The 26,607-nt window shown below is 71.8% G+C and carries 21 protein-coding genes and 2 pseudogenes; 13 read left to right on the top strand and 10 right to left on the bottom strand.

The genetic code is table 11. The features are described 5' to 3' along the window. Window positions 1–2: 2 nt before the first annotated feature. Window positions 3–458, bottom strand: a complete 456-nt coding sequence (locus ACWCPF_RS26585) for an Lrp/AsnC family transcriptional regulator (RefSeq protein ID WP_451047718.1) — start codon at window positions 456–458, stop codon at window positions 3–5. Between the two features lie 362 nt (window positions 459–820). On the opposite strand from ACWCPF_RS26585, the gene pdhA (ACWCPF_RS26590) reads away from it, so the two are divergent. The 5 genes from pdhA (ACWCPF_RS26590) (at window position 821) to ACWCPF_RS26610 (ending at window position 6,888) form a co-directional block, all read left to right on the top strand. Further along, window positions 821–1,957: a pyruvate dehydrogenase (acetyl-transferring) E1 component subunit alpha gene (gene pdhA, locus ACWCPF_RS26590; RefSeq protein ID WP_451047607.1), complete on the top strand. Its 1,137-nt coding sequence runs from the start codon at window positions 821–823 to the stop codon at window positions 1,955–1,957. Beyond that, entirely contained in the window at window positions 1,954–2,958 is a 1,005-nt protein-coding gene (locus ACWCPF_RS26595; RefSeq protein WP_451047608.1) for an alpha-ketoacid dehydrogenase subunit beta, read from the top strand. Before pdhA (ACWCPF_RS26590) ends, ACWCPF_RS26595 begins: the two co-directional genes overlap by 4 nt. Next, window positions 2,958–4,448: a dihydrolipoamide acetyltransferase family protein gene (locus ACWCPF_RS26600; RefSeq protein WP_451047609.1), complete on the top strand. Its 1,491-nt coding sequence runs from the start codon at window positions 2,958–2,960 to the stop codon at window positions 4,446–4,448. Before ACWCPF_RS26595 ends, ACWCPF_RS26600 begins: the two co-directional genes overlap by 1 nt. 110 nt (window positions 4,449–4,558) lie before the next feature. Beyond that, window positions 4,559–5,515, top strand: coding sequence for an NTP transferase domain-containing protein (locus tag ACWCPF_RS26605; protein ID WP_451047610.1), 957 nt, complete (start codon window positions 4,559–4,561; stop codon window positions 5,513–5,515). Then, on the top strand, window positions 5,512–6,888 hold the full coding sequence (locus ACWCPF_RS26610) for a molybdopterin molybdotransferase MoeA (protein WP_451047611.1): 1,377 nt from the start codon (window positions 5,512–5,514) through the stop codon (window positions 6,886–6,888). Before ACWCPF_RS26605 ends, ACWCPF_RS26610 begins: the two co-directional genes overlap by 4 nt. A 63-nt stretch (window positions 6,889–6,951) precedes the next feature. Here the strand turns inward: ACWCPF_RS26610 and ACWCPF_RS26615 are convergent, their stop codons facing one another. Continuing rightward, entirely contained in the window at window positions 6,952–8,070 is a 1,119-nt protein-coding gene (locus tag ACWCPF_RS26615; protein WP_451047612.1) for a potassium channel family protein, read from the bottom strand. A 174-nt stretch (window positions 8,071–8,244) separates the two neighbouring features. Between ACWCPF_RS26615 and ACWCPF_RS26620 the strand changes: the two are divergent. Then, window positions 8,245–8,943, top strand: a pseudogene (locus ACWCPF_RS26620) (potassium channel family protein); the annotation flags it as partial. Window positions 8,944–8,956: 13 nt separating this feature from the next. On the opposite strand, the gene ACWCPF_RS26625 reads toward ACWCPF_RS26620, so the two are convergent. Both ACWCPF_RS26625 and ACWCPF_RS26630 read right to left on the bottom strand, forming a co-directional pair. Continuing rightward, window positions 8,957–9,808 carry an ABC transporter permease gene (locus ACWCPF_RS26625; protein ID WP_451047613.1) on the bottom strand — a complete coding sequence of 284 codons (852 nt, stop codon included), beginning with the start codon at window positions 9,806–9,808 and terminating at the stop codon, window positions 8,957–8,959. After that, a complete protein-coding gene (locus ACWCPF_RS26630; RefSeq protein WP_451047614.1) occupies window positions 9,805–10,800 on the bottom strand; it encodes an ATP-binding cassette domain-containing protein in 996 nt (331 codons plus the stop codon). The genes ACWCPF_RS26625 and ACWCPF_RS26630 overlap by 4 nt, the downstream gene beginning before the upstream one ends. Before the next feature lie 151 nt (window positions 10,801–10,951). On the opposite strand from ACWCPF_RS26630, the gene ACWCPF_RS26635 reads away from it, so the two are divergent. After that, window positions 10,952–11,977 carry an NAD(P)H-quinone oxidoreductase gene (locus ACWCPF_RS26635; protein ID WP_451047615.1) on the top strand — a complete coding sequence of 342 codons (1,026 nt, stop codon included), beginning with the start codon at window positions 10,952–10,954 and terminating at the stop codon, window positions 11,975–11,977. On the opposite strand, the gene ACWCPF_RS26640 is transcribed toward ACWCPF_RS26635, so the two are convergent. Continuing rightward, window positions 11,974–12,570, bottom strand: coding sequence for a hypothetical protein (locus ACWCPF_RS26640; RefSeq protein ID WP_451047616.1), 597 nt, complete (start codon window positions 12,568–12,570; stop codon window positions 11,974–11,976). The genes ACWCPF_RS26635 and ACWCPF_RS26640 overlap by 4 nt on opposite strands. Window positions 12,571–12,734: 164 nt before the next feature. Between ACWCPF_RS26640 and ACWCPF_RS26645 the strand changes: the two genes are divergently transcribed. Then, a complete protein-coding gene (locus tag ACWCPF_RS26645; protein ID WP_363166130.1) occupies window positions 12,735–13,280 on the top strand; it encodes a bacterial proteasome activator family protein in 546 nt (181 codons plus the stop codon). A 92-nt stretch (window positions 13,281–13,372) separates the two neighbouring features. Here ACWCPF_RS26645 and ACWCPF_RS26650 read toward each other — a convergent pair whose 3' ends face one another. Beyond that, window positions 13,373–15,016 (bottom strand): protein kinase domain-containing protein, encoded by a 1,644-nt coding sequence (locus ACWCPF_RS26650; RefSeq protein WP_451047617.1) that lies wholly within the window; start codon window positions 15,014–15,016, stop codon window positions 13,373–13,375. 361 nt (window positions 15,017–15,377) lie between these two features. Here ACWCPF_RS26650 and ACWCPF_RS26655 point away from each other — a divergent pair, with 361 nt between their 5' ends. Further along, window positions 15,378–16,949, top strand: a complete 1,572-nt coding sequence (locus ACWCPF_RS26655) for a protein kinase domain-containing protein (protein WP_451047618.1) — start codon at window positions 15,378–15,380, stop codon at window positions 16,947–16,949. Window positions 16,950–17,073: 124 nt separating this feature from the next. On the opposite strand, the pseudogene ACWCPF_RS26660 reads toward ACWCPF_RS26655, so the two are convergent. Then, window positions 17,074–18,121: pseudogene (locus tag ACWCPF_RS26660) on the bottom strand (phosphotransferase). Between the two features lie 500 nt (window positions 18,122–18,621). Between ACWCPF_RS26660 and pdhA (ACWCPF_RS26665) the strand changes: the two are divergent. From pdhA (ACWCPF_RS26665) to ACWCPF_RS26675, 3 genes are read left to right on the top strand one after another with little or no spacing between them, the layout of a single operon-like run. Then, window positions 18,622–19,815, top strand: coding sequence for a pyruvate dehydrogenase (acetyl-transferring) E1 component subunit alpha (pdhA, locus tag ACWCPF_RS26665; protein ID WP_451047619.1), 1,194 nt, complete (start codon window positions 18,622–18,624; stop codon window positions 19,813–19,815). Window position 19,816: 1 nt separating this feature from the next. Then, entirely contained in the window at window positions 19,817–20,809 is a 993-nt protein-coding gene (locus tag ACWCPF_RS26670; protein ID WP_451047620.1) for an alpha-ketoacid dehydrogenase subunit beta, read from the top strand. 10 nt (window positions 20,810–20,819) lie between these two features. Further along, window positions 20,820–22,340, top strand: a complete 1,521-nt coding sequence (locus ACWCPF_RS26675; RefSeq protein ID WP_451047621.1) for a dihydrolipoamide acetyltransferase family protein — start codon at window positions 20,820–20,822, stop codon at window positions 22,338–22,340. A 135-nt stretch (window positions 22,341–22,475) separates the two neighbouring features. On the opposite strand, the gene ACWCPF_RS26680 is transcribed toward ACWCPF_RS26675, so the two are convergent. Together ACWCPF_RS26680 and ACWCPF_RS26685 are read right to left on the bottom strand one after the other, a co-directional pair. Continuing rightward, the gene (locus tag ACWCPF_RS26680) at window positions 22,476–23,723 is read right to left on the bottom strand and encodes an MFS transporter (RefSeq protein ID WP_451047719.1); all 1,248 of its coding nucleotides are present in this window, start codon (window positions 23,721–23,723) and stop codon (window positions 22,476–22,478) included. Between the two features lie 62 nt (window positions 23,724–23,785). Further along, window positions 23,786–24,493: a GntR family transcriptional regulator gene (locus ACWCPF_RS26685; RefSeq protein ID WP_451047622.1), complete on the bottom strand. Its 708-nt coding sequence runs from the start codon at window positions 24,491–24,493 to the stop codon at window positions 23,786–23,788. A gap of 223 nt (window positions 24,494–24,716) precedes the next feature. Between ACWCPF_RS26685 and ACWCPF_RS26690 the strand changes: the two genes are divergently transcribed. Next, complete coding sequence (locus tag ACWCPF_RS26690; RefSeq protein ID WP_451047623.1) at window positions 24,717–25,622, top strand: D-alanyl-D-alanine carboxypeptidase family protein; 906 nt, start codon at window positions 24,717–24,719, stop codon at window positions 25,620–25,622. Window positions 25,623–25,761: 139 nt separating this feature from the next. Here ACWCPF_RS26690 and ACWCPF_RS26695 read toward each other — a convergent pair whose 3' ends face one another. After that, a complete protein-coding gene (locus ACWCPF_RS26695) occupies window positions 25,762–26,586 on the bottom strand; it encodes a maleylpyruvate isomerase family mycothiol-dependent enzyme (RefSeq protein WP_451047624.1) in 825 nt (274 codons plus the stop codon). Window positions 26,587–26,607: the final 21 nt, after the last annotated feature.

Below are 26,607 nucleotides of genomic sequence, written 5' to 3' on the forward strand. Positions count from 1 at the left end.
GCTCAGCCCTGCGGCTCCAGGTCCTCCTCCTCGAACACGAGCAGCGTGCGCGTGCTGAGCACCTCCGGGATCGCCTGGAGGCGGGTCAGCACGACCTCGCGCAGCGCTCTGTTGTCGGGCGTGTGCACCAGGAGCAGGACGTCGAAATCGCCGCCCACGAGGGCGATGTGGGAGGCGCCGGGCAGCTGCGTGAGCTGCTCGCGCACCGTCCGCCAGGAGTTCTGGACGATCTTCAGCGTGATGTACGCGCTCGTGCCCTGGCCCGCGCGCTCGTGGTCGACCCGGGCGCCGAAGCCGCGGATGACGCCGTCCTCGATGAGCCGGTTGATCCGCGCGTAAGCGTTTGCGCGCGAGACGTGGACGCGTTCGGCGACCGACCGTATCGAGGCCCGGCCGTCCGCCTGGAGCATCTGCAGAATGTCCTGATCGATGGCGTCCAGCGGGCGCGGCGGCGACAGCGGAGCGCTGTGCGGCGAGGGCTGGGCACTGTGGGGCGGGGGCGCGCTGCCCGGCTGTGCGTGACCGCCCGGCCGCTGCGGGCCGCTCGGCTGCGGGCTGGTCGGCTGTGGGCCGGTCGGCTCCGGGCTGGTCGTGGGAAGCGGGGCACCGTGCTCCGGCCCTTCGGCCATTTGTTCAGGTGCCATGTCCCCCCACCTTCCCGTCATGGACGTACTGCGTCCATCTCAGGCTGTGGAGAACCGTTTGTCCACAGCCTGAGGGGGCCTGTAGCCAAAATGTGCCGACGACCGAACAATCGGTAGGTGAGGCGCGTCACAGCCCGACGCGTCTCCCGTAGCCGCTCCCACGAGGAGGTGCCGTCATGACGGTCATGGAGCAGCGGGGCACGTACCGCCCCACGCCGCCACCCGCCTGGCAGCCCCGTACCGACCCCGCGCCGCTGCTGCCCGACGCGGAGCCGTACCGCGTCCTCGGCACCGACGCGGCCGCACAGGCCGACCCGGAGCTGCTGCACCGGCTCTACGCCCAGCTGGTGCGCGGCCGCCGCTACAACGTCCAGGCCACCGCCCTCACCAAGCAGGGCAGACTCGCGGTCTACCCCTCCAGCACCGGCCAGGAGGCGTGCGAGATCGCCGCCGCGCTCGTCCTGGAGGAGCGCGACTGGCTCTTCCCCAGCTACCGCGACACCCTCGCCGTCGTCGCACGCGGCGTGGACCCCGTCGAGGCCCTCACCCTGCTGCGCGGCGACCGGCACACCGGCTACGACCCCTACGAGCACCGGGTCGCGCCCCTGTGCACCCCGCTCGCCACCCAGCTCCCGCACGCCGTCGGCCTCGCGCACGCCGCCCGCCTCAAGGGCGACGACGTGGTCGCGCTCGCCATGGTCGGCGACGGCGGCACCAGCGAGGGCGACTTCCACGAGGCGCTGAACTTCGCCGCCGTCTGGCAGGCTCCGGTGGTCTTCTTCGTGCAGAACAACGGCTTCGCGATCTCCGTCCCGCTCGCCAAGCAGACCGCCGCCCCCTCGCTGGCCCACAAGGCCGTCGGGTACGGCATGCCGGGCCGACTGGTCGACGGCAACGACGCGGCCGCCGTGCACGAGGTGCTGGCCGACGCCGTGCGCCGCGCGCGCGAGGGCGGCGGCCCGACGCTCGTCGAGGCGGTCACCTACCGCATCGAGGCGCACACCAACGCCGACGACGCCAGCCGCTACCGCGGCGACGCCGAGGTGCAGACCTGGCGCGAACACGACCCGATCGAGCTGCTGGAGCGCGAACTCACCGCGCGCGGACTGCTCGACGAGGACGTGAAGAGATCCGCGCGGGACGCCGCCGAAACGATGGCCGCGGACCTGCGCGCCCGGATGAACCAGGACCCGGCCCTCGACCCCATGGACCTGTTCGCCCACGTGTACGCCGAACCCACCTCCCAACTGCGCGAGCAGCGGGCGCTGCTGCGCGCGGAGCTCGACGCGGAGCAGGAAGGCGCGCACCGATGACGACCGTCGCCCTCAAGCCCGCCACCATGGCCCAGGCCCTCACGCGCGCGCTGCGGGACGCGATGGCCGCCGACCCGTCCGTGCACGTCCTGGGCGAGGACGTCGGCACCCTCGGCGGCGTCTTCCGCGTCACCGACGGACTGGCGAAGGAGTTCGGCGAGGCCCGCTGCACCGACACCCCGCTCGCCGAGGCCGGCATCCTCGGCACCGCCGTCGGCATGGCCATGTACGGCCTGCGGCCGGTCGTCGAGATGCAGTTCGACGCCTTCGCCTACCCGGCGTTCGAGCAGCTCATCAGCCATGTCGCCCGGATGCGCAACCGCACCCGCGGCCGGATGCCACTGCCGATCACCGTCCGCGTGCCCTACGGCGGCGGCATCGGCGGCGTCGAGCACCACAGCGACTCGTCCGAGGCCTACTACATGGCGACCCCGGGCCTCCATGTCGTCGCGCCCGCCACGGTCGCCGACGCCTACGGTCTGCTGCGCGCCGCCATCGCCTCCGACGACCCCGTCGTCTTCCTCGAACCCAAGCGGCTGTACTGGTCCAAGGACTCCTGGAACCCCGAGGACCCGCAGACCGTTGAACCGATAGGCCGCGCAGTGGTGCGCCGCCCGGGGAGGAGCGCCACACTGATCACGTACGGGCCGTCGGTGCCGGTCTGCCTCGAAGCCGCCGAGGCGGGGCGCGCCGAGGGCTGGGATCTCGAAGTCGTCGACCTGCGCTCCCTGGTGCCGTTCGACGACGACACGGTGTGCGCCTCGGTACGGCGGACCGGCCGGGCGGTCGTCGTCCATGAGTCGGGCTCCTTCGGCGGTCCGGGCGGAGAGATCGCGGCCCGCGTCACGGAGCGCTGCTTCCACCACCTGGAGGCACCGGTGCTGCGCGTCGCCGGGTTCGACCTCCCGTACCCGCCGCCGATGCTGGAGCGCCACCACCTGCCCGGCGTCGACCGGATCCTGGACGCGGTGGCGAGGTTGCAGTGGGAGGCCGACAACTGATGGCACAGGTGCTGGAGTTCAAGCTGCCCGATCTCGGCGAGGGACTCACCGAGGCGACGATCGTGCGCTGGCTGGTCCAGGTCGGCGATGTCGTCGCCGTGGACCAGCCGGTGGTCGAGGTCGAGACGGCCAAGGCGATGGTCGAGGTGCCCTGCCCGTACGGCGGCGTGGTCACCGCCCGCTTCGGCGAGGAGAGCTCGGAACTGCCCGTGGGCGCCCCGCTGATCACGGTCGCGGTCGGCGCGCCCGCCTCCGGCGACGCGCTCGGCCCGGCCGACCCGGCAGGCACCGCGGGCCCCGCGGGCCCCGCAGGCCCCGCAGGCCCCGCAGGCCCGACCGAGGGCTCGGCCTCGGGCTCACGTTCCGGTTCCGGTTCCGGCTCGGGCAACGTGTTGGTCGGATACGGCACGGCGGAGGCGCCCGCGCGCAGGCGTCGGGTGCAGCGGCCGACGGCACCGGCGGATCCGGTGGGTCCGGTGGGTCCGGCGGGTCCGGCGGCGAGGGCGGCAACGGCGGCAGCGGCAGCGGTGGTGACCTCGGTGGCCGCCGGTGGGCCCGTCCCGGTGATCTCCCCGCTCGTCCGTCGCCTCGCCCGCGAGAACGGCCTGGACCTCCGGGATCTCACGGGCACCGGACGCGACGGGCTGATCCTGCGCGTGGACGTCGAGAACGCGCTGCGGGCAGGCACAGCCGACAGCTGTGTCGCCCAGCCGGCTCAGCCCGCCCAGCCTGCTCAGCCGGTCCGGCCCGTCCAGCACACCCAACCGACACAGCCCGCCGCCACGTCTTCCGCGCTCGTCGGGAGTCGCCGGATCCCCCTCAAGGGCGTCCGCGGCGCCGTCGCCGACAAGCTCTCCCGCAGCCGGCGCGAGATTCCCGACGCGACCTGCTGGGTGGACGCGGACGCGACGGAGCTGATGCGCACCCGGGCCGCCATGAACGCGGCGGGCGGGCCGAAGATCTCCCTGCTCGCGCTGCTGGCCCGTATCTGCACCGCGGCCCTGGCCCGGTTCCCCGAGCTCAATTCGAGCGTCGACAGTGCGGCCCGGGAGGTCGTCCAGTTCGACCACGTCCACCTCGGCTTCGCCGCCCAGACCGGGCGGGGACTCCTCGTGCCCGTCGTCCGGGACGCGCACGCCCGGGACGCGGAGGGGCTCACCGCGGAGCTCGCCCGGCTCACCGAGGCCGGCCGCGAAGGACGCCTCACCCCGGGGGAGTTGACCGGCGGCACCTTCACGCTGAACAACTACGGAGTGTTCGGCGTCGACGGCTCCACGCCGATCATCAACCACCCCGAGGCGGCCATGCTCGGCGTCGGCCGGATCGTCCCCAAGCCGTGGGTGCACGAGGGCGAGCTTGCCGTGCGCCAGGTCGTCCAGCTCTCGCTGACCTTCGACCATCGGGTGTGCGACGGCGGCACGGCCGGGGGCTTCCTGCGCTATGTCGCGGACTGTGTGGAGCAGCCGGCGGTGCTGCTGCGCACGCTGTGAACGCGGGCGGGCTTCCGCGTTCCCCGTGATCCGGGCGTTCCCTGGTGATCCATGCGTTCCCTCGTGATCCAGGGGGCACGCATCCCCGGCACGGACCGCATACTCGGGGGGTGACCTCGAACGAGCCCGCCGCCATCGTCGAACACGCCGCCGCCGATGACGCCTCCGCCGGTGCCGCCTACGACGCCGTCGTGCTCGCCGGTGGCGGCGCCCGTCGGCTCGGGGGCGCCGACAAGCCGGGCGTGCGGGTGGGCGGGCGCGCGCTGCTGGACCGGGTGCTGGGCGCCTGCGCCGACGCGCGGACCACCGTCGTCGTCGCCGACCCCCGCCGCACCGCCCGCGCGGTGCGCTGGGCGCGCGAGGACCCGCCCGGCGGAGGCCCCGTCGCCGCGCTCGAGGCGGGGCTGCGCCACACCACCGCGGAGGACGTCCTCGTCCTCTCCGCCGATCTGCCGTTCCTCGCCGCGGGCACCGTACGGCGGCTGCTGACCACCCTGCGCTCCGACGCGGCCGAGGGAGCGCTGCTCACCGACGCGGACGGCCGCGACCAGCCGCTCGTCGCGGTGTACCGTACCGCCGCCCTGCGCCGCGAACTGGCGGCGCTCACCGCAGATCAAGGCGGCCTCGTCGGGCTGCCGCTGCGCCGGCTGACCGCCGGGCTCGACCTCACCCGCGTCCCCGACCCGGTCGGGTCCTTCGACTGCGACACCTGGGACGACATCGCCACTGCCAGGGCACGTATCAGGGAGCATGGCCACGTGTTGGATGAATGGATTTCCGCAGTCAAGGACGAGCTGGGCATCGACCTCGATGTCGACACCGGCCTCCTCCTCGACCTTGCGCGCGACGCCGCCCACGGGGTGGCCCGGCCCGCGGCCCCGCTGACCACCTTCCTGGTGGGCTACGCGGCCGCCCAGGCCCAGGGCGGCCCGGAGGCGGTCGCCGAGGCCTCCCGCAAGGCCGCCGCGCTGGCGCTGCGCTGGGCGGAGGAGGCCGAGCAGGACAAGCCCGGCGAGGTAACGGCCGAGCAGGACAAGGCCGGCGGCTCCGGGCCGGACGCCGGATGACGCCCCGCGGCAGCCGGCAGGGCCTCGATGCCGAGGACTTCGACGTCGAGGAGGCGCTCGCTCTCGTGAAGGACCGCAACGGCCCCGCGCAGCGCGACGGCAACGGCACGCAGTCCTCCCCCGCCCCGCAGGCCGGGCCCCGGGCGGCCGCCGCCGACGAACACCGCCACCAGGCCACCCCCTGGCCCGAGGCGCGGAGGATCGCCGCCCGCGCCGCACGGTCCGCCGCCGCCCGCCGCGCCCCCGTCTCCGTCACCCTCGACGCCGCCCTCGGCCTCGTCCTGGCCGCCCCGCTGACCGCCCTCACCGACCTGCCCTCCTTCGACACCTCGGCGATGGACGGATGGGCGGTCGCAGGCCCCGGCCCCTGGCACGTGCGGGACGAAGGCGTGCTGGCCGGGAGCGCCGCACACGCACCGCTCGGCGACGGCGAGGCCGTCCGGATCGCCACCGGCGCCCGGATCCCCCCGGACACCACCGCGGTACTGCGCAGCGAGCACGGTCGCACCGACGACAACGGCCGACTGCACCCGACCCGCGAGATGCAGCACGGCCAGGACATCCGCCCGCGGGGTCAGGAGTGCCGCTCCGGCGACCAGTTGCTGCTCGCCGGAGCCGTGGTGACTCCGGCCGTCCTCGGCCTGGCCGCGGCCGCCGGGTACGACACGCTGGCCGTCGTTCCCCGGCCCCGGGTCGAGGTGCTCGTCCTGGGCGACGAACTGCTCACCGAGGGCCGCCCGCACGACGGCCTCATCCGGGACGCGCTCGGCCCGATGCTGCCCCCCTGGCTGCGGGCGCTGGGCGCGGAGGTCACCGCCGTCCGCAGGCTGCGTGACGACGCGAAGGTCCTGCACAAGGCCATCACCTCATCCCGCGCCGATCTGATCGTCACCACCGGGGGCACCGCCTCCGGCCCCGTCGACCACGTCCACCCCACGCTGCGCCGCATCGGCGCGGAACTCCTCGTCGACGGGGTCAAGGTGCGGCCGGGGCACCCCATGCTGCTGGCCCGTATCAAGGACGACCAGCATCTCGTGGGGCTGCCCGGCAATCCGCTGGCTGCCGTCTCCGGCCTGCTCACCCTCGCCGAGCCCCTGCTGCGCACGCTCGCCGCCCGGCCCGCTATCGAGTCGTATGCGCTGCCGCTGCGGGAGACGGTGCACGGGCACCCCTACGACACGCGGCTGGTCCCGGTCGTCCTGCGGGGCGACCGCGCCGGGCCGCTGCACTACAACGGGCCGGCCATGCTCCGGGGTATCGCCGCCGCCGACGCCCTCGCTGTCGTTCCGCCGGGCGGCGCGCGGGCAGGTCAGGAGGCCGAGCTTCTCGACCTGCCGTGGGCGACCGCCGGGGTCGGCGCATGTTTCACGTGAAACATGCGCCGTGTTTCACGTGAAACACCACCTGAAGCAGGCGTTGTTTCACGTGAAACAGCGTCACGCCTGATCGCTGGGCGGCACGGCCCGGCTCACCGTGATGACGTGATCTCCCGGACGCAGGCTGGTGAGTCGGGGATCCGCGTAGTCCAGGAGTTCCTTGCCGCGGACCACGGCGACGACCAGGTCCGCGCAGGCTCGTGGCGTCATCCCGATCTCCGCCTTGGTGATCGGGCGCTCGATGAGGTCCAGTCCGCTGCCGAGGGTCATCAGGTCCTCCAGGGTCCTGGCCACGGTCGGGCTGACCATCGAGACGCCGAGCAGCCGGCCGGCGGAGCTGGAGCTGGTGATCACGGTGTCCGCGCCGCTCTGCTTGAGCAGCGGCACGTTCTCGTCCTCCCGGGCGGCGGTCACGATCGTGGCGCGCCGGTTCAGCTGGCGGGCGGTGAGGGTGACCAGGGCTGCCGTGTCGTCGCGTTGCGGGGCGACGATCACCCGGGAGGCGTTCTGGACCTCGGCCTTGAGGAGCGTCTCCGAGCGGGTGGCGTCCCCGGTCACGGCGACCAGCCCGTCGTCGCCGGCCAGGTTCGCGGACTTGCGCTGTGCGTCCACGATCACGATCCGGTCCTTGGAGACGCCCTGCCCGACGAGGGTCTGCACGGCGTGCCGGCCCTTCGTGCCGTAGCCGACGACCACGATGTGGTTGCTGATGCGGGCCCGCCAGCGGTGGATGCGGACCTGCTGGCGGGTGCGCTCGGTCAGCACCTCCAGGGTGGTGCCGACCAGGATGATCAGGAACACCACGCGCAGCGGCGTGATGACCAGGATGTTGATGAGCCGGGCCATGTCGCTGACCGGGGTGATGTCGCCGTAGCCGGTGGTGGAGAGGGTGACGGTGGCGTAGTAGGCGGCGTCGAGGAGGCTGACCGTGCCGTCCGAGTTGTCGTTGTACCCGTCGTGGTCGGCGTAGACGATCAGGGTGGTGACGGCCAGCACCAGCAGGCCCATGGCGAGGCGTCGCAGCACCTGCTGGAGCGGGGGCACACTGATGTGCACGGGCATCGTGATGGAGCGGCCCGCCTCGGCGTCGTCCCGGGCCTCGGTGCGCGAGCGGTACCAGAGGGATCTGAAGAGGGAGAGCCGGGCCGGACCGGCGGGCTGTCGTTCCTGGTCCTTCATCGTGTGCCCCCTGTGGTGGTCATTCGATCGGCGGGCACCATGGTTCCCGGCGGGTCGGCGTCCGTCATGAAGCAACACGTCTCCATGAGTCCCCAACTGTCCACGAGTCCCCAACCGTCCATGAGTTCCCGACTGTCCATGGGTCCCGAACGGTCCATGATCCCGGAGGTCCTCTTGCGTGACCACACTGTCGTCGTCGGCTTCGGCACGAAGGGGCGGTCCGCGATCCGGACCGCCTGCACCTCGGGCCTGCGCAAGGAGCAGGTCGTGGTGATCGACCCGAGTGCGAAGGCCGTCGACGCGGCGCTGGCCGAGGGCTACGAGGCCGTGGTCGGGGACGCGACGCGCAGCGATGTGCTGCGGCGGGCCGAGGTGCAGCGGGCGGGGCGGATCGTCATCGCGACCGAGCGCGACGACACGGCCGTCCTGGTGGCGCTGACGGCCCGCCAGCTCAACCCGCGGGCGAAGATCGTGGCGGCGGCTCGCGAGGAGGAGAACGCACCGCTGCTCAAGCAGTCCGGCGCCGACGAGGTCATCACCAGCGCCGGTGCGGCCGGCCGGCTCCTGGGCCTGTCCGTGCTCAGCCCGGCGGCGGGCAAGGTCATGGAGGACCTCATCCAGCAGGGCGACGGGCTCGACCTCGTCGAACGGCCCGTCACCAAGGCCGAGACGGGCCGTGGCCCGCGCGAGACGGCCGACCTGGTGGTGAGCGTCGTCCGAGGTCATCGCGTCCTCGCCTACGACGACCCGGCGATCGGCGTGCTGGAGGCGACGGACCGACTGGTCACCATCGTGCGGATGGGCCCGCCCAGCGCACGCCCCGCCCTCGGGACGCCCGGCATGCCCGGTGTCCCGCCCCTCCCGCCGGCCTGAACGCCCCCACCCGTTACTTACGGTTGTAGAGCCGCATCGTCACCGGACCGAAGACCAGCACGAACAGCGCCGACCAGCCCAGCGACCAGGCGACCTCGACGCCCGGCCAGTCGCCGGCCATCAATCCCCGCACCGCCGACGACAGATGGGTCACCGGGCTGTTGTTGACGAACGCCTGCAACCAGCCCGGCATGGTGCTGGGGTCGACGAACACGTTGGACAGGAAGGTGAGCGGGAAGATCACCATCATGCTGACGCCCATCACCGACTTCTCGGTGCGCAGCAGCAGCCCGAACATCGTCCAGATCCACGAGAACGCGAACGAAAAGACGACCAGCAGGGCGATCCCGGCGACGACGCCCGCGACGCCGCCGTCCGGCCGGTAGCCGAGCAGCATGCCCACGGTGAGCATCACGACGGACGCGATCGTGTAGCGCAGGGCGTCGCCGAGCAGATAGCCGACCATCGTCGAGGGCCGCCAGATCGGCAGCGACCGGAAGCGGTCGAAGACGCCCTTCTCGATGTCGGTGTTCACCGAGACACCCGTGTACATCGTGATCATCACGACCGACATCACCAGGATGCCCGGCAGCAGGAACTGGATGTACTCCTCCGGGGACCCGGCGAGAGCGCCCCCGAACAGGTACGTGTACATCAGCACCATCATGATCGGGAACGCGGTGACGTCGAAGAGCTGCTCCGGGACGTGCTTGATCTTGAGGATCGCCCGCCAGCCGAAGGTGAGGGAGGCCGACCAGGCGCTCGGGCGCGGCGGTCGCTCCCCCGCGATCAGCAGCGCGGCGAGCGACTCGGTGCGAACGGGGGCCAGGTCCTGGGCTTCCGTGGTCGTCGTCGTGGTGCTCATGCCGCCACCTCGTCCTTCGGGCGATGCGTGTCGTGTCCGGTGAGGGCGAGGAACACCTCGTCCAGGCTGGGCTGCCCCAGCGAGAAGTTGTCCACGACGACTCCCGAGCGGGCCAGCTCGCCGAGCGCCCGGGCGGCCTGCTCGGCGGCGATGCCACTGGTCGCCGTCCCGACGCGGGCCGTGAGGGCGACCGGGTCGGGGTCCAGCTGCACCGTCGCGTCCAGGGTCCGCCGCAGCACCTCGGCCGCCGCGGGCCGCTGCTCCGCGTCCCGCAGCCGCAGATGGACGGAGCCGGCCCCGACGGACGCCTTGAGCTCGCCCTTCGTGCCCTCGGCGATCACCCGGCCGCGGTCGATGACGGCGATCCGGGACGCCAGCTGGTCGGCCTCGTCCAGATACTGCGTGGTCAGCAGCACGGTGGTGCCCTGGGCGACGACCGCGCGCACGATGTCCCACACCTGGTTGCGGCTGCGCGGGTCGAGCCCGGTCGTCGGCTCGTCGAGGAAGAGCAGGTCGGGGGTGTTCAGGATGGACGCGGCGATGTCAATGCGCCGCCGCATGCCGCCCGAGTAGTGCTTGACCTGTTTCGCACCGGCCTCGGTCAGCCCGAAGGCCTCCAGCAGCTGCCCGGAACGCACCCGTGCGGCCTTCTTGTCGTGGCCGAGGAGACGGCCCAGCAGGACCAGGTTCTCGGTGCCGGTGAGGTCCTCGTCCACCGAGGCGTACTGGCCGGTGAGGCTGACACGGCCGCGGACCTCGTCGGCCTCGCGCACGACGTCGTGGCCGAAGACGTGTGCCTCGCCGGCGTCGGGCCGCAGCAGGGTGGCGAGCATCTTCACGGTCGTCGTCTTGCCGGCGCCGTTGGGGCCGAGGACGCCGTAGACCGTGCCGGCCGGGACGGCGAGGTCGACGCCGTCGACGGCCCGGGTCTCACCGAACGTCTTCACCAGTCCCGCGGTCTCGATGGCCAGGCCGGACGTGTGCTGGCTCATGGTGGGGTGTCCTTCCGCGCACGTGGGTTACGCATGGGGAGACCTTTACCTTGGCCGGAACTCATCGGTGATCGCATCCTTTTTTGGCCGCGGGCCCGCGGCCGGAGGCGGCGCGACGAGGAGCAGCGCGACGAGGGGTAGCGTCCCCTTCATGCATGCGATCACGATTCCCGAACCTGGTGGTCCCGAGGCGCTGGTGTGGGACGAGGTCCCCGATCCGGTGCCCGGCGAGGGCGAGGTCCTGGTCGAGGTGGTGGCCGGGGCCGTGAACCGCGCGGACATCCTGCAACGGCAGGGCTTCTACGACCCGCCGCCCGGCGCCTCCCGCTACCCCGGTCTGGAGTGCTCCGGCCGGATCGCCGAGATCGGCCCCGGCGTCTCCGGCTGGACGGTCGGCGACGAGGTGTGCGCGCTGCTCGCGGGCGGCGGATACGCCGAGAAGGTCGCCGTCCCGGCCGGTCAGCTGCTGCCCGTGCCCGAGGGCGTCGACCTGACCCGGGCCGCCGCGCTCCCCGAGGTGACCAGCACGGTCTGGTCGAACGTCTTCATGATCGCCCACCTTCGTCCCGGTGAGACGCTGCTGGTGCACGGCGGCTCCAGCGGCATCGGCACCATGGCGATCCAGCTGGCCAAGGCCGCCGGCGCGCGGGTCGCCGTCACCGCGGGCACCCGGGAGAAGCTGGACCGGTGCGCCGAGCTGGGCGCGGACATCCTGATCAACTACCGGGAGCAGGACTTCGTCGCCGAGCTGCGGCAGGCCACGGGCGGCGCCGGCGCGGACGTCATCCTCGACAACATGGGCGCGAAGTACCTGGACCGCAATGTCCAGGCGCTCGCCGTCAACGGCCGGCTGGCGATCATCGGCATGCAGGGCGGCGTCAAGGCCGAGCTGAACATCGGCGCGCTGCTCGGCAAGCGGGCCGCCATCAGCGCGACCTCGCTGCGGGCCCGCCCCCTGGGGGAGAAGGCGGCCATCGTGGCGGCCGTCCGTGAGCACGTCTGGCCCCTGATCGCCGCGGGTCGGGTACGGCCGGTCGTCGACCGGGAACTCCCGATGAGCGACGCGGCGGCCGCCCACCGGGTCGTCGAGGAGAGCGGCCATGTCGGCAAGGTGCTGCTCACGGCCCCGCAGAGGCATGAGGACGGGCATGAGGACAGGCATGACGACAGGTCCTAGGAGCGGCGCAGGCGCAGGGCGGCCAGCGCCAGGGCGATGCCCAGGCCGATGAGGACGAGGCCGCTGCCGAGCGGCAGGATCTGCAGCACGGGTCCGTCGGCCCGCTCGCTCTGGGTGGCCGCCTGTCGTACGGCGTCCGGCGGCGCGTCCGAGGTCACGGGGGCGACGGCGGCGGGTGACGCGGACGCGTCGGTGTCGTCGGCCTGGTCGCTGTCGGCGGCCTCCGTGTCGCCGCTCACCCCGTCCGGGTCCTCACCCGCGGTGTCCTCGCCGGCCGGGTCCTCGGCCTCCGCGTCCCGCGTCCCCGGGTCTTCTTCCTCGTCGTTCACCCGTCCGGGCCGCTGCCGTCCCTCGCCCGCGCGGCTGCCCGCCCGGTCGGGCTCCGGGGAGGAGGCGGAGGGCGAGGCGGAGGAGGTGGGTGTGGGGCGGGCGTACGCCGCCACGGCCGCGGCCGCAGACGTCGACGCAGCCGCGTACGGTGTGGCGCTCGCGCTCCCGTGGGGCAGCGCCAGCGCGCCCGTCACGCTCGTCGCGACCACGCCCACCCCCACGCACACCCGTGTCGCGCACTTCACCCGCTGCCATGGAGTCACGCTCGTGACCCCCTCCCGGTGTCCAGTCGCCAAGAAAAGAACGCAATAAGCCTCACATCAGGGATCAGTCACCGCATTCCGGACTCCGCCGAACGGAAACGGTGGATCAGCCTTCGAGGGGGGCACCAGGGTGATGAGGTGGGGACGTGCGAGAGAATGGCGGCATGGAGATGCCGAGGAACGAAAGGTCGCCGGAGAACGCCCAGAAGATCCTGGTCGTAGGTCAGGACGGCATGGCGCTCGGCGGCGTCGACGCTGACGAGGACTCCCGTGAGATCCCGGTGACCGACATGGTCGAGCAACCGGCGAAGGTCATGCGGATCGGCAGCATGATCAAGCAGCTGCTCGAGGAGGTGCGCGCGGCTCCCCTGGACGAGGCGAGCCGGGTCCGGCTGAAGGAGATCCACTCGAGTTCGGTGAAGGAACTGGAGGACGGCCTGGCGCCGGAGCTGGTCGAGGAGCTGGAGCGGCTGTCACTGCCGTTCAACGAGGACTCGACGCCGAGCGACGCGGAACTGCGCATCGCGCAGGCCCAGTTGGTCGGCTGGCTGGAGGGCCTTTTCCACGGCATCCAGACCACGCTCTTCGCTCAGCAGATGGCCGCGCGGGCCCAGTTGGAGCAGATGCGCCGCGCGCTGCCGCCGGGCGTCGGCCACGAGGGCGCGGACGACCCGCGCACGGGCGGCCGTTCGGGCGGCCCGTACCTGTAGAACCCACGGGAGCGACCAAGCAACAGGGGCCCGGCGTCCGAAACGCCGGGCCCCTTCGACATGTCCGATGCGACTTTTCCCAGTGCGCGACGTCAGGACGCCGGGTTGCCCGAGGACACCTTCAGCTCGATCTCGGGCATCTCCGCCGGGTCGACGTCCGTCCCGGCGGAGGGGAACTGCTCCATGACCGCGCCGTCGCCGTAGGTGTTCTCGTCGACCTTCGTGATCTTCATCTTCCAGCCCGCGGCCTGGAAGCACTCCTTGACCGAGGCGATGTACTTGAACTTGAAGTTCGGCACCTGGATTTTGTCCGGGTCGTTGTACGACTCCTGCGGCTCGGAGCACTCCGTCGACTCGATGGTCTTCGAGGTGTCCGGCCCGCGGTAGTCCGCCGCCTTCGTCGCCGACGGCGACGAACTGGTCGTACCGCCCTTGGCGTCGTCGTCGCTGCCGCCGTTCATCATCAGGGCGGTGATGAGGCCGCCGACCGCCACCACGGCGACGACGGCCGAGCCGGCCAGCACCGCGTTGCCGTTCTTCCGGCCGCCGCCCGCCGAGACCGTGGTCAACGGCTGCGGGCTGAGGTTGTACGCGGGCGGAGTGTGCGGCCCCTGCTGGTGGCCGTAGGCCGGAGCGGGCGTCCGGTAGCCGCCGCCCTGCTGCGGATAGCCGTAGGACGGGTTCGGGGTCGGGGGCGTGCCGTACGGGTTCGGGGTCGGCGCGGGCTGGTAGGGCGTCTGGACGCCCGGGTGCGGCGGCGCCGGGGTGCTCTGGCCGACCGGCGGGAACACCGCGGAGCCGACGCCCGCACCGCTCGACGTCGGCGCGCCCGGGACGATGCTCGGCGGGGCCGGCTGGAAGGAGGCGGCGACGCGCAGGCATTCGTCGCGCATGGCGACGGCGGTCGGGAAACGCTCGTTCGGGTTCTTCTTCAGCGCGCGGGCGACGAGCGCGTCCACGGCCGGCGGCAGCGCCCGGTTGATGGAGGAGGGCGCCACCGGCTCCTCCTGCACGTGCGCGTACGCGATCGCAAGCGGCGAATCCGCCTCGAAGGGCAGCCGTCCGGTGACGAGTTGGAACAGCATGATGCCGACCGAGTACAGGTCCGAGCGCGCGTCCACACCGCGGCCCAGCGCCTGTTCGGGCGAGAGGTACTGCGGGGTGCCGACGACCATGCCGGTCTGCGTCATCGAGGTGACGCCGGACTGCATCGCGCGCGCGATGCCGAAGTCCATGACCTTGACCACGCCGCGCTTGGTCATCATCACGTTGCCGGGCTTGATGTCGCGGTGGACGAGGCCCATCTCGTGGCTGATCTCCAGCGCCGCCAGCACGTCCGCGGTGATCTTCAGCGCCTTGTCGACGGGCATCGCGCCCTGCTGCCGCACGTCCTCGTCGAGCACCGAGCCGAGCGGGCGGCCCTCGATGTACTCCATGACGATGTACGGGGTGGTCAGGCCCTCCACCTCGTCCTCGCCCGTGTCGAAGACGGAGACGATGTTGGTGTGCGTGAGCTTGGCCACGGCCTGGGCCTCGCGCCGGAAGCGCTCGCGGAAGGCCTGCTCACGGCCGAGTTCGGTGTGCAGGGTCTTCACCGCGACCTGACGGTCGAGCACGGCGTCGTAGGCGAGGTGCACCGAGGCCATGCCGCCCTCGCCGAGCAAGTCGCGCAGCTGATAGCGGCCGCCGGCCAGCGCCCGCCCCGCGTACCGGCCCTGCGCGCCGTCCTGGCTCATCTTCTGCGTCCCCCGTAGGCCGCCTTCAGGCGCCGTCGACTGTCGTTGATCGAAAGTGCTATTCCCGGCCAAGTCTGCCGCAGGGCACTGACACGTCAAGCTCGGTGCCCGTTCCGTGACCCTACGAGAAAGAAGCGTCGCGGAAGCGTTACAGGTGCCGTACGGCCGGTACACGGAATTTGCACGCCGGTACGGAGTGCTGATTCCAAGGCCGGTCCGTCCAGGACCGGCGCCCGGGCCCGCCCCGGGCATCGCTTCGGGGATCGTCCCGGACCGGAGGCTTGCGCAGAGGCTGTAGCGTGGCCGACGGAGACCGTAACAACACCGCGCGCACCGCGGGCAGAAACGACGGCGAGGACTGATGGCACAGCAGCGCGCTCAGGGCCCGTCCGACCCCGAGGCGACTGGCGGCGGTATGTCAGATGCGCCGGAGAACTGGGGCAACGGCGGGTTGGTCGGAGACGGCCGGTATCGGCTCACCCACAGACTGGGCCGAGGCGGCATGGCCGAGGTGTTCGCGGCCGAGGACGTACGTCTCGGGCGCACGGTCGCGGTGAAACTGCTGCGCGCCGACCTCGCGGAGGACCCGACCTCCAAGGCCCGCTTCACCCGCGAGGCCCAATCGGTGGCGGGGCTCAACCACCATGCGATCGTCGCCGTGTACGACTCGGGCGAGGACTTCGTGGGCGGCCTGAGCGTGCCGTACATCGTGATGGAGATCGTCGAGGGGCGCACGATCCGCGATCTGCTCCTCAACGCCGAGGCGCCCGGGCCCGAGCAGGCCCTGATCATCGTCTCCGGCGTCCTGGAGGCGCTCGCCTACTCGCACCAGCACGGCATCGTGCACCGCGACATCAAGCCGGCGAACGTGATCATCACGCACAACGGCGCTGTCAAGGTGATGGACTTCGGCATCGCGCGCGCCCTGCACGGCGCGTCCACGACGATGACGCAGACCGGCATGGTCATGGGCACGCCGCAGTACCTCTCCCCGGAGCAGGCGCTCGGCAAGGCCGTCGACCACCGCTCCGACCTGTACGCGACGGGCTGTCTGCTGTACGAACTGCTCGCGCTGCGGCCGCCGTTCACCGGCGAGACGCCGCTGTCGGTGGTCTACCAGCATGTGCAGGACATTCCGGTGCCGCCGTCGCAGACCTCGGGCGGCGAGTGCCCGCCGGAGCTCGACGGCCTCGTCATGCGCTCCCTGGCCAAGGACCCCGACGACCGGTTCCAGACGGCCGAGGAGATGCGCGGCCTCATCCAGTACGGGCTGCAGATGCTGTACGACCAGGGCGCCCACACCGGCACCTGGAACACCGGTCCGGTCGGCGCGCACGACGGCCGGGGCACGCCCGCGGGCGGCTTCGCGCACACGACCGTGCTGCCGCACGGCGCCGACGGCTCCAGCACCTCGCAGATCCCGCAGCCGATCCTGCCCACCGGCTACGGCGGCGGTGACGACGGCGGCTTCGAGGGCCACGGCAACAAGGGCAGCGGCAGCGGCAAGCTGTGGATACTCGCCGTCTTCGCGGTGATCGCCATCGCCGCGGGCGTCGCGCTCGCCCTGAACGACCAGGGGAAGGACAGCAGCGACAACGAGACCCCGAAGTCGCCGTCCGCCTCGCCGACGGCCTCGCTCTCGCCCAGTCCGTCGCCGAGCGACGAGGAGAGCGAGACGTCCACGGACGAGAACACGGACGACGGCACCGGCTCGGGCTCCGGATCGAACTGGACGCCGTCCACCACGCCGTCCTGGACGCCGTCGTCCAGCCCCTCGGAGTCGGTCACCAGCTCGCCCACGGACGAGGAGACGGAGACCCAGCCGTCGGACGAGCCGACCGACCCGGAGACCGAGACGGGCGAACCGACCGGGGACCCGACGGGCGGCACGGAGGGCACCACCACCCTCGGCACCGGCCTCGGCGGCGGCTGACCCGCTTCGTTCCACCAGGTTCACGACCGTCAGTTCTCTTCCACGCGCGCGTGGGCCCGACACCGGGCTCCACGCGCGCGTGGCGTTTCCGGCCCGGTGAGTCCGCGCACCTCGCGCACTCCGCTCAGTCCGCGAACGCCCCGCACACCGCGTCGTACTCGCGTGTCCACCACACCGCGAGGGCCGAGGCGGCCGGGAACTGGGAGTCCGCGCGGGTGTTGCCGCGCTCGTAGTGCCGGCGCAGCATCCAGAAGTCGTTGAGCCGCTCCCACCACACGCGGTGCACGGCCGCCGCGAGTTCGGAGGGCGTGGCGCCGGCCGCGCGTCGGTACGCGCGTGCGTACGCCCTCGTCTTCGGCAGGTCGAGGGCGCCGTCGGGCCGGACGAAGAAGATGGCGGCGGCGCGGACGGCTTCCTCCGCGCGGGGCTGCACGCCGAGCCGGTCCCAGTCGACGATGGCGGCGGGGGCGTCCCCGCGGTAGAGCAGGTTGAACGGGTGGAAGTCCCCGTGCACCCAGCCGACCGGGCCGGTGTGCGGGGGACGCCGGTCCGCGTGGCGTTCCAGCAGCGTGCGCCGCTCCAGGAGGCGGTGGCGGGCGAGTTCGTCGAAGGAGTCGGCGGGGCGGTGCCGACGCACGCGCGCGAGGAGGTCGTCGATCAGCGCGAAGGTGTCGGCAGGGGTGGTGCGCTCCCGTTCGTGCGCCGGGGGTACGGGTTCCGCGCCCCCTGAGGGCATCACGTGCTCCGGTCCGGCGTGCACCACGCCCAGCAGCGCCCCCAGACGGCCGCACTGGCCGGGGGTGAGCTGGGCGCCGTGCCGGTGGCGGCCGTCGGTCCAGGGGTGGAGGGCGTAGGCGTGGCCGCCGACGACGGCGACGGTGCGTCCGTCGTGGCCGGGCAGCGGGGGAGCGACCGGGACGCCTGAGCGCTCCGCTGAAAGTGCCGCGATGTGCCGTCGTTCCGCTGCGGCGCCGTCGTGGCCGGTCGCGCAGTTCCCCGCGCCCCTTCAGGGCGCTGCCGAACCGCAGCCGACTTCGCCCGGAGTAGCGGCCTCGGGTGGTGTGCAGCCGGTAGCCGCGGTTCAGCAGTCCCTCCTCGACGGGTTCGCAGGCGAGCGCTGCGCCGGCGGTGTAACGACGGAGCAGGGCGCTCAGAGGGGGCGTGTGGGGCATGGGGGGTGGTACACAGGAGCGCGGAACGCGCCCGATGCTAGGGCACGATGCGAGGCTGTGAGCTGCGTGTTGTCACAGACGGTCACCAAAGGTCAGGGTGAGTCATCGAAGGTCAACCGGGGTCATGGACGGTCGCCGACGGTCGTCGGCCGCCTCGCACGCCCCGGTGCACCGCCCGGCGACCCGCCCGTGGCCCGACTCTTCCCGTGGCCGGGGTGGCCGGGATAACGTGCCGTTGCTCCGGCCTCCTGCAAGGCTGTGACCAGGTGCCTTCCCGACTTTGCCGATTTACTTGGAAATCCAAGCAAAAACGCAGGTCAGGGGGGGTTGCACAGAAATGTGGCGCACTGGGTAACGTGATGACTGCAGGGCGCTCGCCGGAGCACCTGTCACGCCTGTTCCGGCCGAGTGGCACCCACCCCGTGCACGGGTGTCGGAACAGGTAGGCCGCACTGGCCACCCGGCAACCCCGGGGGCCGGACCGACGGAGGAGCACGCACGTGACCGTGGAGAGCACTGCCGCGCGTAAGCCGCGACGCAGCGCAGGAGGCAAGGCCGGCGCCACCGGCACCGAGCGCACCCGCACCGCACCCGGCAAGAGCGCCGAGCCCGAGCTCGTGCAGCTGCTGACGCCGGAGGGCAAGCGGGTCAAGCACAACAAACACGCCGAGTACGCCGAGTACGTCGCCGACGTCACCCCCGAAGACCTCCGCGGCCTGTACCGCGACATGGTGCTCACCCGTCGTTTCGACGCCGAGGCCACCTCCTTGCAGCGCCAGGGCGAACTGGGTCTGTGGGCTTCGCTGCTCGGCCAGGAGGCCGCCCAGATCGGCTCCGGCCGGGCCCTGCGTGACGACGACTACGTCTTCCCGACCTACCGCGAGCACGGCGTCGCCTGGTGCCGCGGAGTCGACCCGACCAACCTGCTCGGCATGTTCCGCGGCGTGAACAACGGCGGCTGGGACCCCAACGGCAACAACTTCCACCTCTACACCATCGTCATCGGCTCCCAGACGCTGCACGCGACGGGCTACGCGATGGGCGTCGCCAAGGACGGCGCGGACAGCGCGGTGATCGCCTACTTCGGCGACGGCGCCTCCAGCCAGGGCGACGTCGCCGAATCGTTCACCTTCTCCGCGGTCTACAACGCCCCGGTGGTGTTCTTCTGCCAGAACAACCAGTGGGCGATCTCCGAGCCCACCGAGAAGCAGACCCGCGTCCCGCTCTACCAGCGCGCGCAGGGCTACGGCTTCCCGGGCGTCCGCGTCGACGGCAACGACGTCCTGGCCTGCCTCGCGGTCACCAGGTGGGCGCTGGAGCGGGCCCGCAACGGCGAGGGCCCCACCCTCGTCGAGGCGTACACGTACCGCATGGGCGCCCACACCACCTCCGACGACCCGACGAAGTACCGGGCCGACGAGGAGCGCGAGGCGTGGGAGGCGAAGGACCCGATCCTGCGCCTTCGCCGCCACCTCGAAGCCTCAAACCACACGGACGAGGGATTCTTCGCGGAACTCGACGCGGAGAGCGAGGCGTTGGGCAGACGAGTGCGCGAAGCGGTCCGTGCCATGCCGGACCCGGACCGTTTCGCCATCTTCGAGAACGTGTACGCGGACGGGCACGCGCTCGTCGACGAGGAGCGGGCCCAGTTCGCCGCCTACCAGGCGTCGTTCGCGGACGAGGGGGGAAACTGACATGGCGGAGAGCGTGACGTCCAGGAACCTGGCCCTGGCCAAGGCGATCAACGAGTCGCTGCGCCGCGCCCTGGAGGCGGACCCCAAGGTCCTGATCATGGGAGAGGACGTCGGCAAGCTCGGCGGCGTCTTCCGGGTCACCGACGGTCTGCAGAAGGACTTCGGCGAGAGCCGCGTCATCGACACCCCGCTCGCGGAGTCGGGCATCGTCGGCACCGCGATCGGACTGGCCCTGCGCGGCTACCGCCCGGTGGTGGAGATCCAGTTCGACGGCTTCGTCTTCCCGGCCTACGACCAGATCGTCACCCAGCTCGCCAAGATGCACGCGCGCTCGCTGGGCAAGGTCAAGCTCCCGGTCGTCGTCCGCATCCCCTACGGCGGCGGAATCGGCGCGGTCGAGCACCACTCCGAGTCGCCCGAAGCGCTCTTCGCGCATGTGTCGGGCCTGAAGATCGTCTCTCCGTCCAACGCGTCGGACGCGTACTGGATGATGCAGCAGGCCATCCAGAGCGACGACCCGGTGATCTTCTTCGAGCCCAAGCGGCGCTACTGGGACAAGGCCGCGGTCGACACCGAGGCGATCCCCGGCCCGCTGCACAAGGCCAAGGTGGTCCGCGAGGGCACCGACCTGACCCTGGTCGCCTACGGCCCGATGGTGAAGCTCTGCCAGGAGGTCGCCGCCGCGGCCGCCGAGGAGGGCAAGAACCTGGAGGTCATGGACCTGCGCTCGGTGTCTCCGCTGGACTTCGACTCGATCCAGGCATCGGTCGAGAAGACCCGCCGTCTGGTCGTCGTCCATGAGGCGCCGGTGTTCTTCGGCTCGGGCGCGGAGATCGCCGCCCGGATCACCGAGCGCTGCTTCTACCACCTGGAGGCACCGGTCCTGCGGGTCGGCGGCTATCACGCCCCGTACCCGCCGGCGCGCCTGGAGGAGGAGTACCTGCCTGGCCTGGACCGGGTGCTCGACGCCGTCGACCGTGCCCTGGCGTACTGAGGAGAGGGTCGTGACGACGATGACGGAAGCGTCCGTACGCGAGTTCAAGATGCCCGACGTGGGCGAGGGGCTCACCGAGGCCGAGATCCTCAAGTGGTACGTCCAGCCCGGCGACACGGTGACGGACGGCCAGGTGGTGTGCGAGGTCGAGACGGCCAAGGCCGCCGTCGAGCTGCCCATCCCCTATGACGGGGTGGTGCGCGCGCTGCACTTCCCCGAGGGCACCACGGTCGACGTGGGCATGTCGATCATCGCGGTGGACGTCGTGGGCGGGGCGGGCGGCCCGTCCGGCGCATCCGGCAACCCGGTCGCCGAGCTGCCGGCGCAGGCCCCCGCCCACCCGCCGACCCAGCCGCAGACGTCACCGCAGGCACCACAGCCACCGACGGCCCCGGCGGCCCCGGAGCAGCAGCCCGCGGCGGAGAAGCCCGCCGGTTCCGGCCGCCAGCCGGTGCTCGTCGGGTACGGCGTGGCCGTCTCCTCGACCAAGCGGCGTCCGCGCAAGGGCCCGGAGATCACGCTCCCGCAGGTCCCGGACCCGGTTCCGGCGGTGCTGAACGGCCATGGCGCCGCGCCCGCCGGGAAGGAGCGCCCGCTGGCCAAGCCGCCGGTGCGCAAGCTGGCCAAGGACCTCGGCGTCGACCTCGCCACGGTGGCCCCGTCCGGCCCGGACGGCGTCATCACCCGCGAGGACGTCCACGCGGCGGCGGCCCCGGTCGCTCCGCCGGCCGAGCCGGCGACGCAGGGGTTGCCGGCGGTGCAGGCGCAGGTCACGGCCCCCGCGGCCGCGTCCGTGGCGGCGGCCCAGGCGCCGGCGTCGTACGACACGGCGCGTGAGACCCGGGTCCCGGTCAAGGGCGTCCGCAAGGCGACGGCGGCGGCGATGGTCGGCTCGGCGTTCACCGCGCCGCATGTCACGGAGTTCGTGACGATCGACGTGACGCGCACGCTGAAGCTGGTCGAGGAGCTCAAGCAGGACAAGGACCTGCACGGCCTCAGAGTCAACCCGCTGCTCATCATCGCCAAGGCGCTGCTGGTGGCCATCAGACGCCACCCGGAGATCAACGCCTCCTGGGACGAGGCGGCGCAGGAGATCGTGGTCAAGCACTACGTCAACCTGGGCATCGCGGCCGCGACCCCCCGGGGGCTGCTGGTCCCGAACATCAAGGACGCCGACCGCAAGACGCTGCCGCAGCTGGCGGAGTCCCTGGGCGAGTTGGTGTCGACGGCGCGGGACGGAAAGACCTCCCCGGCGGCGATGCAGGGCGGCACGGTGACCATCACCAACGTCGGCGTCTTCGGCGTCGACACCGGCACACCGATCCTCAACCCCGGCGAGTCGGCGATCCTCGCGGTCGGCGCGATCAAGCTCCAGCCGTGGGTCCACAAGGGCAAGGTGAAGCCGCGTCAGGTCACGACGCTGGCGCTGAGCTTCGACCACCGGCTGGTGGACGGCGAACTGGGCTCGAAGGTGCTGGCGGACGTGGCGGCGATCCTGGAGCAGCCGAAGAAGCTGATCACCTGGGGGTAGCGGCGCGCCGACCGCGACAGCGGCCGCGGACGGTCACCTCGTACCGTCCGCGGCCGCTGTCCCTCTCGACCTTCAGCCGTCCGCGGCCGCTGTCCCCTCCCCCTCGAGCCGTGCGCGGCGAACCGTCCGCCGTGGCTACGCCGGTACGTGGATCGTCTCCACCCGGCTGGCGACCAGGCGTTCCCGCTCCCGGCGGGCCGCCTTCTTGCGCAGGCGCAGGATCTGGCTGACGCCGAGCGCCTGGAGGACGAAGACGCAGGAGAAGGCGATCCGGTAGTTGTCGCCGGTGGCGTCCAGCAGCACGCCGACCACGAAGAGCGTCGTCATCGACGCCACGAAGCCGCCCATGTTCGTGATGCCGGACGCGGTCCCCTGGCGCTCGGGCGGGTTCGCCGGGCGGGCGAAGTCGAAGCCGAGCATGGACGCGGGGCCGCACGCGCCGAGGACCGCGCAGAGCGTGACGAGCAGCCACATCGGCGCGCGCTCGCCGGGGTAGACCAGCGTGGTCGCCCAGATCAGGGCGGTCGCGCCCACCGTGCCCAGGGCCAGCGGAAGCCGTGCCTCGTGGTGGCGGGCGACGATCTGGCCGTAGACCAGGCCCACCACCATGTTGCACAGGACCACGAGCGTGAGCAGTTCGCCGGCCGTCGCCCGCGACAGCCCCTGGGCCTCCACCAGGAACGGCAGGCCCCACAGCAGCAGGAACACCATCGCCGGGAACTGGGTGGTGAAGTGCACCCACAGGCCGAGCCGGGTGCCGGGCTCCCGCCAGGACGCGGCGATCTGCCGGCGCACGTACGCCGCGCCGTGGTGCGGGAACGGCTCGGGCTCGTGGCCCTCGGGGTGGTCCTTCAGGAAGAGCAGCAGGAGGACGAGGACGACCACGCCCACGAGCGCGCTGCCCGCGAAGGCGGCGGTCCAGCCGATGCCGTGCAGCAGACGGGCGAGGACGAGGGTGGAGACCAGGTTGCCCGCCATCCCCGCGAGGCCCGCGCACTGGGCGACCAGCGGTCCGCGGCGCGCCGGGAACCAGCGGGAGCCCAGCCGCAGCACGCTGATGAACGTCATCGCGTCCCCGCAGCCGAGCAGCGCGCGTGAGGCGAGGGCCGTGCCGTAGGAGGGGGAGAAGGCGAAGCCGAGCTGGCCGGCCGTGAACAGCACGACGCCGATGGTCAGCACCTTCTTCGTGCCGAGCCGGTCGACGAGCAGGCCCACCGGTATCTGCATGCCCGCGTAGACGAGGAGCTGGAGGATCGAGAAGGTCGACAGGGCGGAGGCGTTGACATGGAAGCGGTCGGCGGCGTCGAGACCGGCCACGCCCAGCGAGGTACGGAAGATGACCGCGACGAAGTAGACCGAGACGCCGATGCTCCAGACGGCGATCGCGCGCCGTCCGCCGGGAGGGTCACCCGGAAGGGTGGAGTTCGCGCTGCGGGCGCCGGCGCTCACCGGACCTGCCCGCGGGCCAGGTGGGAGAACCAGTCGACGTGCCGGTGCACGATCTCGACGGCCCGCTCGGCGTCGCCGGCGCGCAGCGCCGAGAGGATCTCCTCGTGCTCGGTGAGCGTCTTGGCGATCCGGTCGGGGTGCGAGTGCATGACGGCGACGCCCATCCGCAGCTGACGGTCGCGGAGTTGGTCGTAGAGCCTTGACAGGATCTCGTTGCCGCCGCTGCGGACGATCTCCGCGTGGAAGCAGCGGTCGGTCACGGCGGCGGCGGCCAGGTCGCCTGCCGCGGCCTGCTCCTTCTGCTGCGCGAGCAGCTCCTCCAGCCGCTCGATCAGAGCGGCCGACGCGGGGACGGCCTTGCGCGCCGCGTGCTCCTCCACCAACAGCCGGGTCTCCACGACGTCCGCGATCTCCTGTGCGGAGACCGGCAGGACCAGGGCGCCCTTCTTGGGGTAGAGCTTGATCAGCCCCTCCACCTCCAGCCGCAGCAGCGCCTCCCGCACCGGGGTGCGCGAGACCCCGACGGCCTCGGCGAGCTCTCCCTCGGTGAGGAGGGTGCCGCCCTGGTAACGGCGGTCCAGGACACCCTGTTTGACGTGGGCGTACACCCGGTCGGCGGCGGGCGGTTGCTTGATGGCGACGGGAGCGGGCGCGGGAGTGGGCACGGCAGTGGGAGCGGGGACGGGCGGGGCGGAGGACTGCATGCCCACAGGATAGATACAACACGTACGCATCGGGGGATCGGTCCAGGATGCGGGACCAACGGCGAGTGATAGATAACACTTTCCGCGAGTAGTCGGAAATTCGACCCGGCAGACGCACAACCTTGTGTGCTACTTACGTGTCTTACACATGCGGCCCCTTCTTCTTTTGCTTTCCAACTCGGCCGCATTGCTGGAACATTCCGACGTAATCGGGGTATTTAAGTTGATAACCGCCACCAAGGGCATCCGAGTCCGCAGGGCCGCAGCCGTTGCCTTCACCGCCGGCGCAGTGCTCGCGACCGGAGCGCTCACGACGGCGCCCGCGCAAGCTGCTGTCACGGTCCCCACGATCGCCGCCAAGACCGGCTTCGTGGCCAACAGCGCGACCGGCGCCGCCCTTTACAACAAGGCTGCAACCACCAAGCTTTCCATCGGCTCCACCACGAAGATCATGACCGCCAAGGTCGTGCTGTCCCAGGCGAACCTGAACCTGGACGCCAAGGTCACCATTCAGAAGGCCTACAGCGACTACATCGTGGCGAAGGGCGCGTCCTCGGCCCGACTCATCGTCGGCGACCAGGTCACCGTCCGTCAGCTGCTCTACGGGCTGATGCTGCCGTCCGGCTGCGACGCCGCGTACGCGCTGGCCGACAAGTTCGGCGCCGGCTCGACCCGCGCCGCTCGCGTGAAGTCGTTCCTCGGCAAGATGAACACCACGGCGAAGGCCCTGGGCATGACGAACACGCACTTCGATTCGTTCGACGGCATCGGCAACGGCGCGAACTACTCGACCGCGCAGGACCTGACGAAGCTCGGCATCAACGCGATGAAGGGCGCGAACTTCCGCGCGATCGTCAAGACCAAGTCGTACACGGCGAAGACGATCACCAAGACCGGTTCCACCCGCACCATGGCGGCCTGGACCAACACCAACACGCTGCTGACCAGCTACAGCGGCGCGATCGGCCTGAAGACGGGCTCCGGCCCCGAGGCGAAGTACTGCCTCGTCTTCGCGGCCACCCGCAACGGCAAGACCGTCGTGGGCACGGTGCTGGCGTCCACGTCGGCCTCGGTGCGCGCCACCGACGCGACGAAGCTGCTGAACTACGGCTTCGCCAAGCTGGGCTGACGCCTCGGCGACCAGCGCTGACCGGTCGGTCGACCGGTCGTCGGCTGGTCTTGCCAGATCAGAACGGGCCCGTCGTGATCCTCACGACGGGCCCGTTCTGTTCGCCACCGCACCCCCCACGGCCCACGGTGAGCACGTGCTACTTCGTGACCGCGAAGTTCCGCAGGATCGCCGCCGTCAGCTCCGGCTCCCCCTCCGCCTTCACCCGGTCCGCGACCGCGTCCGCCGTCACCCGGCCGCAGGCCAGCCGGACGTACGTCTCCCAGTCGAGGGTGAACGCGGCGGCCGGGCCGAGCGCGGGGGCCGTCTCCAGGGTGCCGCGGCCGTTGATGTCGACGCGGATGGTGCGCAGGAACTCGATCGGGCCGTGCACGTCGAAGACGACCGCGGAGCTGCGCGGGGCGCCGGACCTCTCGGCGACGACCGTCGGGAGCGCGGCCAGCAGCGCGTCGCGGGTGATGTGCGCGCCGGGGGAGTCGAGGTTGCCGGGGCGGCCGAGGGAGGCGCGCAGATCCTGCTCGTGCACCCACACGTTGAAGGCGTGGCCCCGCATGGACTCCTCGAGCGTGAGCTCGGTGCCGAGCGGGCCGCGCACCACCTGGGTGGGCTGGCGCGTCTCGTTGCGCAGCTGCCGGTTGCGGCGGATGACCGTGTACTCCAGCTCGGACGTCATCTCCGGCGCCGTGTGGTGGCGGCGGACGTCGACCTGCATCTCCATGTAGCGCTGGATGTCGTTGGTGACGTGGTACAGGTCGCGCGGGAGGGTGTGGATGGGGCGCGGGTCGCCGTACATCTCGCAGTCCAGCCCGATGACATGCGACACGATGTCGCGTACCGACCAGCCGGGGCACGGTGTCCGGCGGTTCCAGTCCGCCTCGACCAGCGGCAGCACCAGCTCGGATATCGCTTCGATGGAGTGGGTCCAGGCGTCGGCGTAGGGCTGGAGGGTGGGATGCAGACTCACGGAAACGGGACCCCTCGGCGG

Source organism: Streptomyces sp. NPDC001858, from assembly GCF_053594615.1.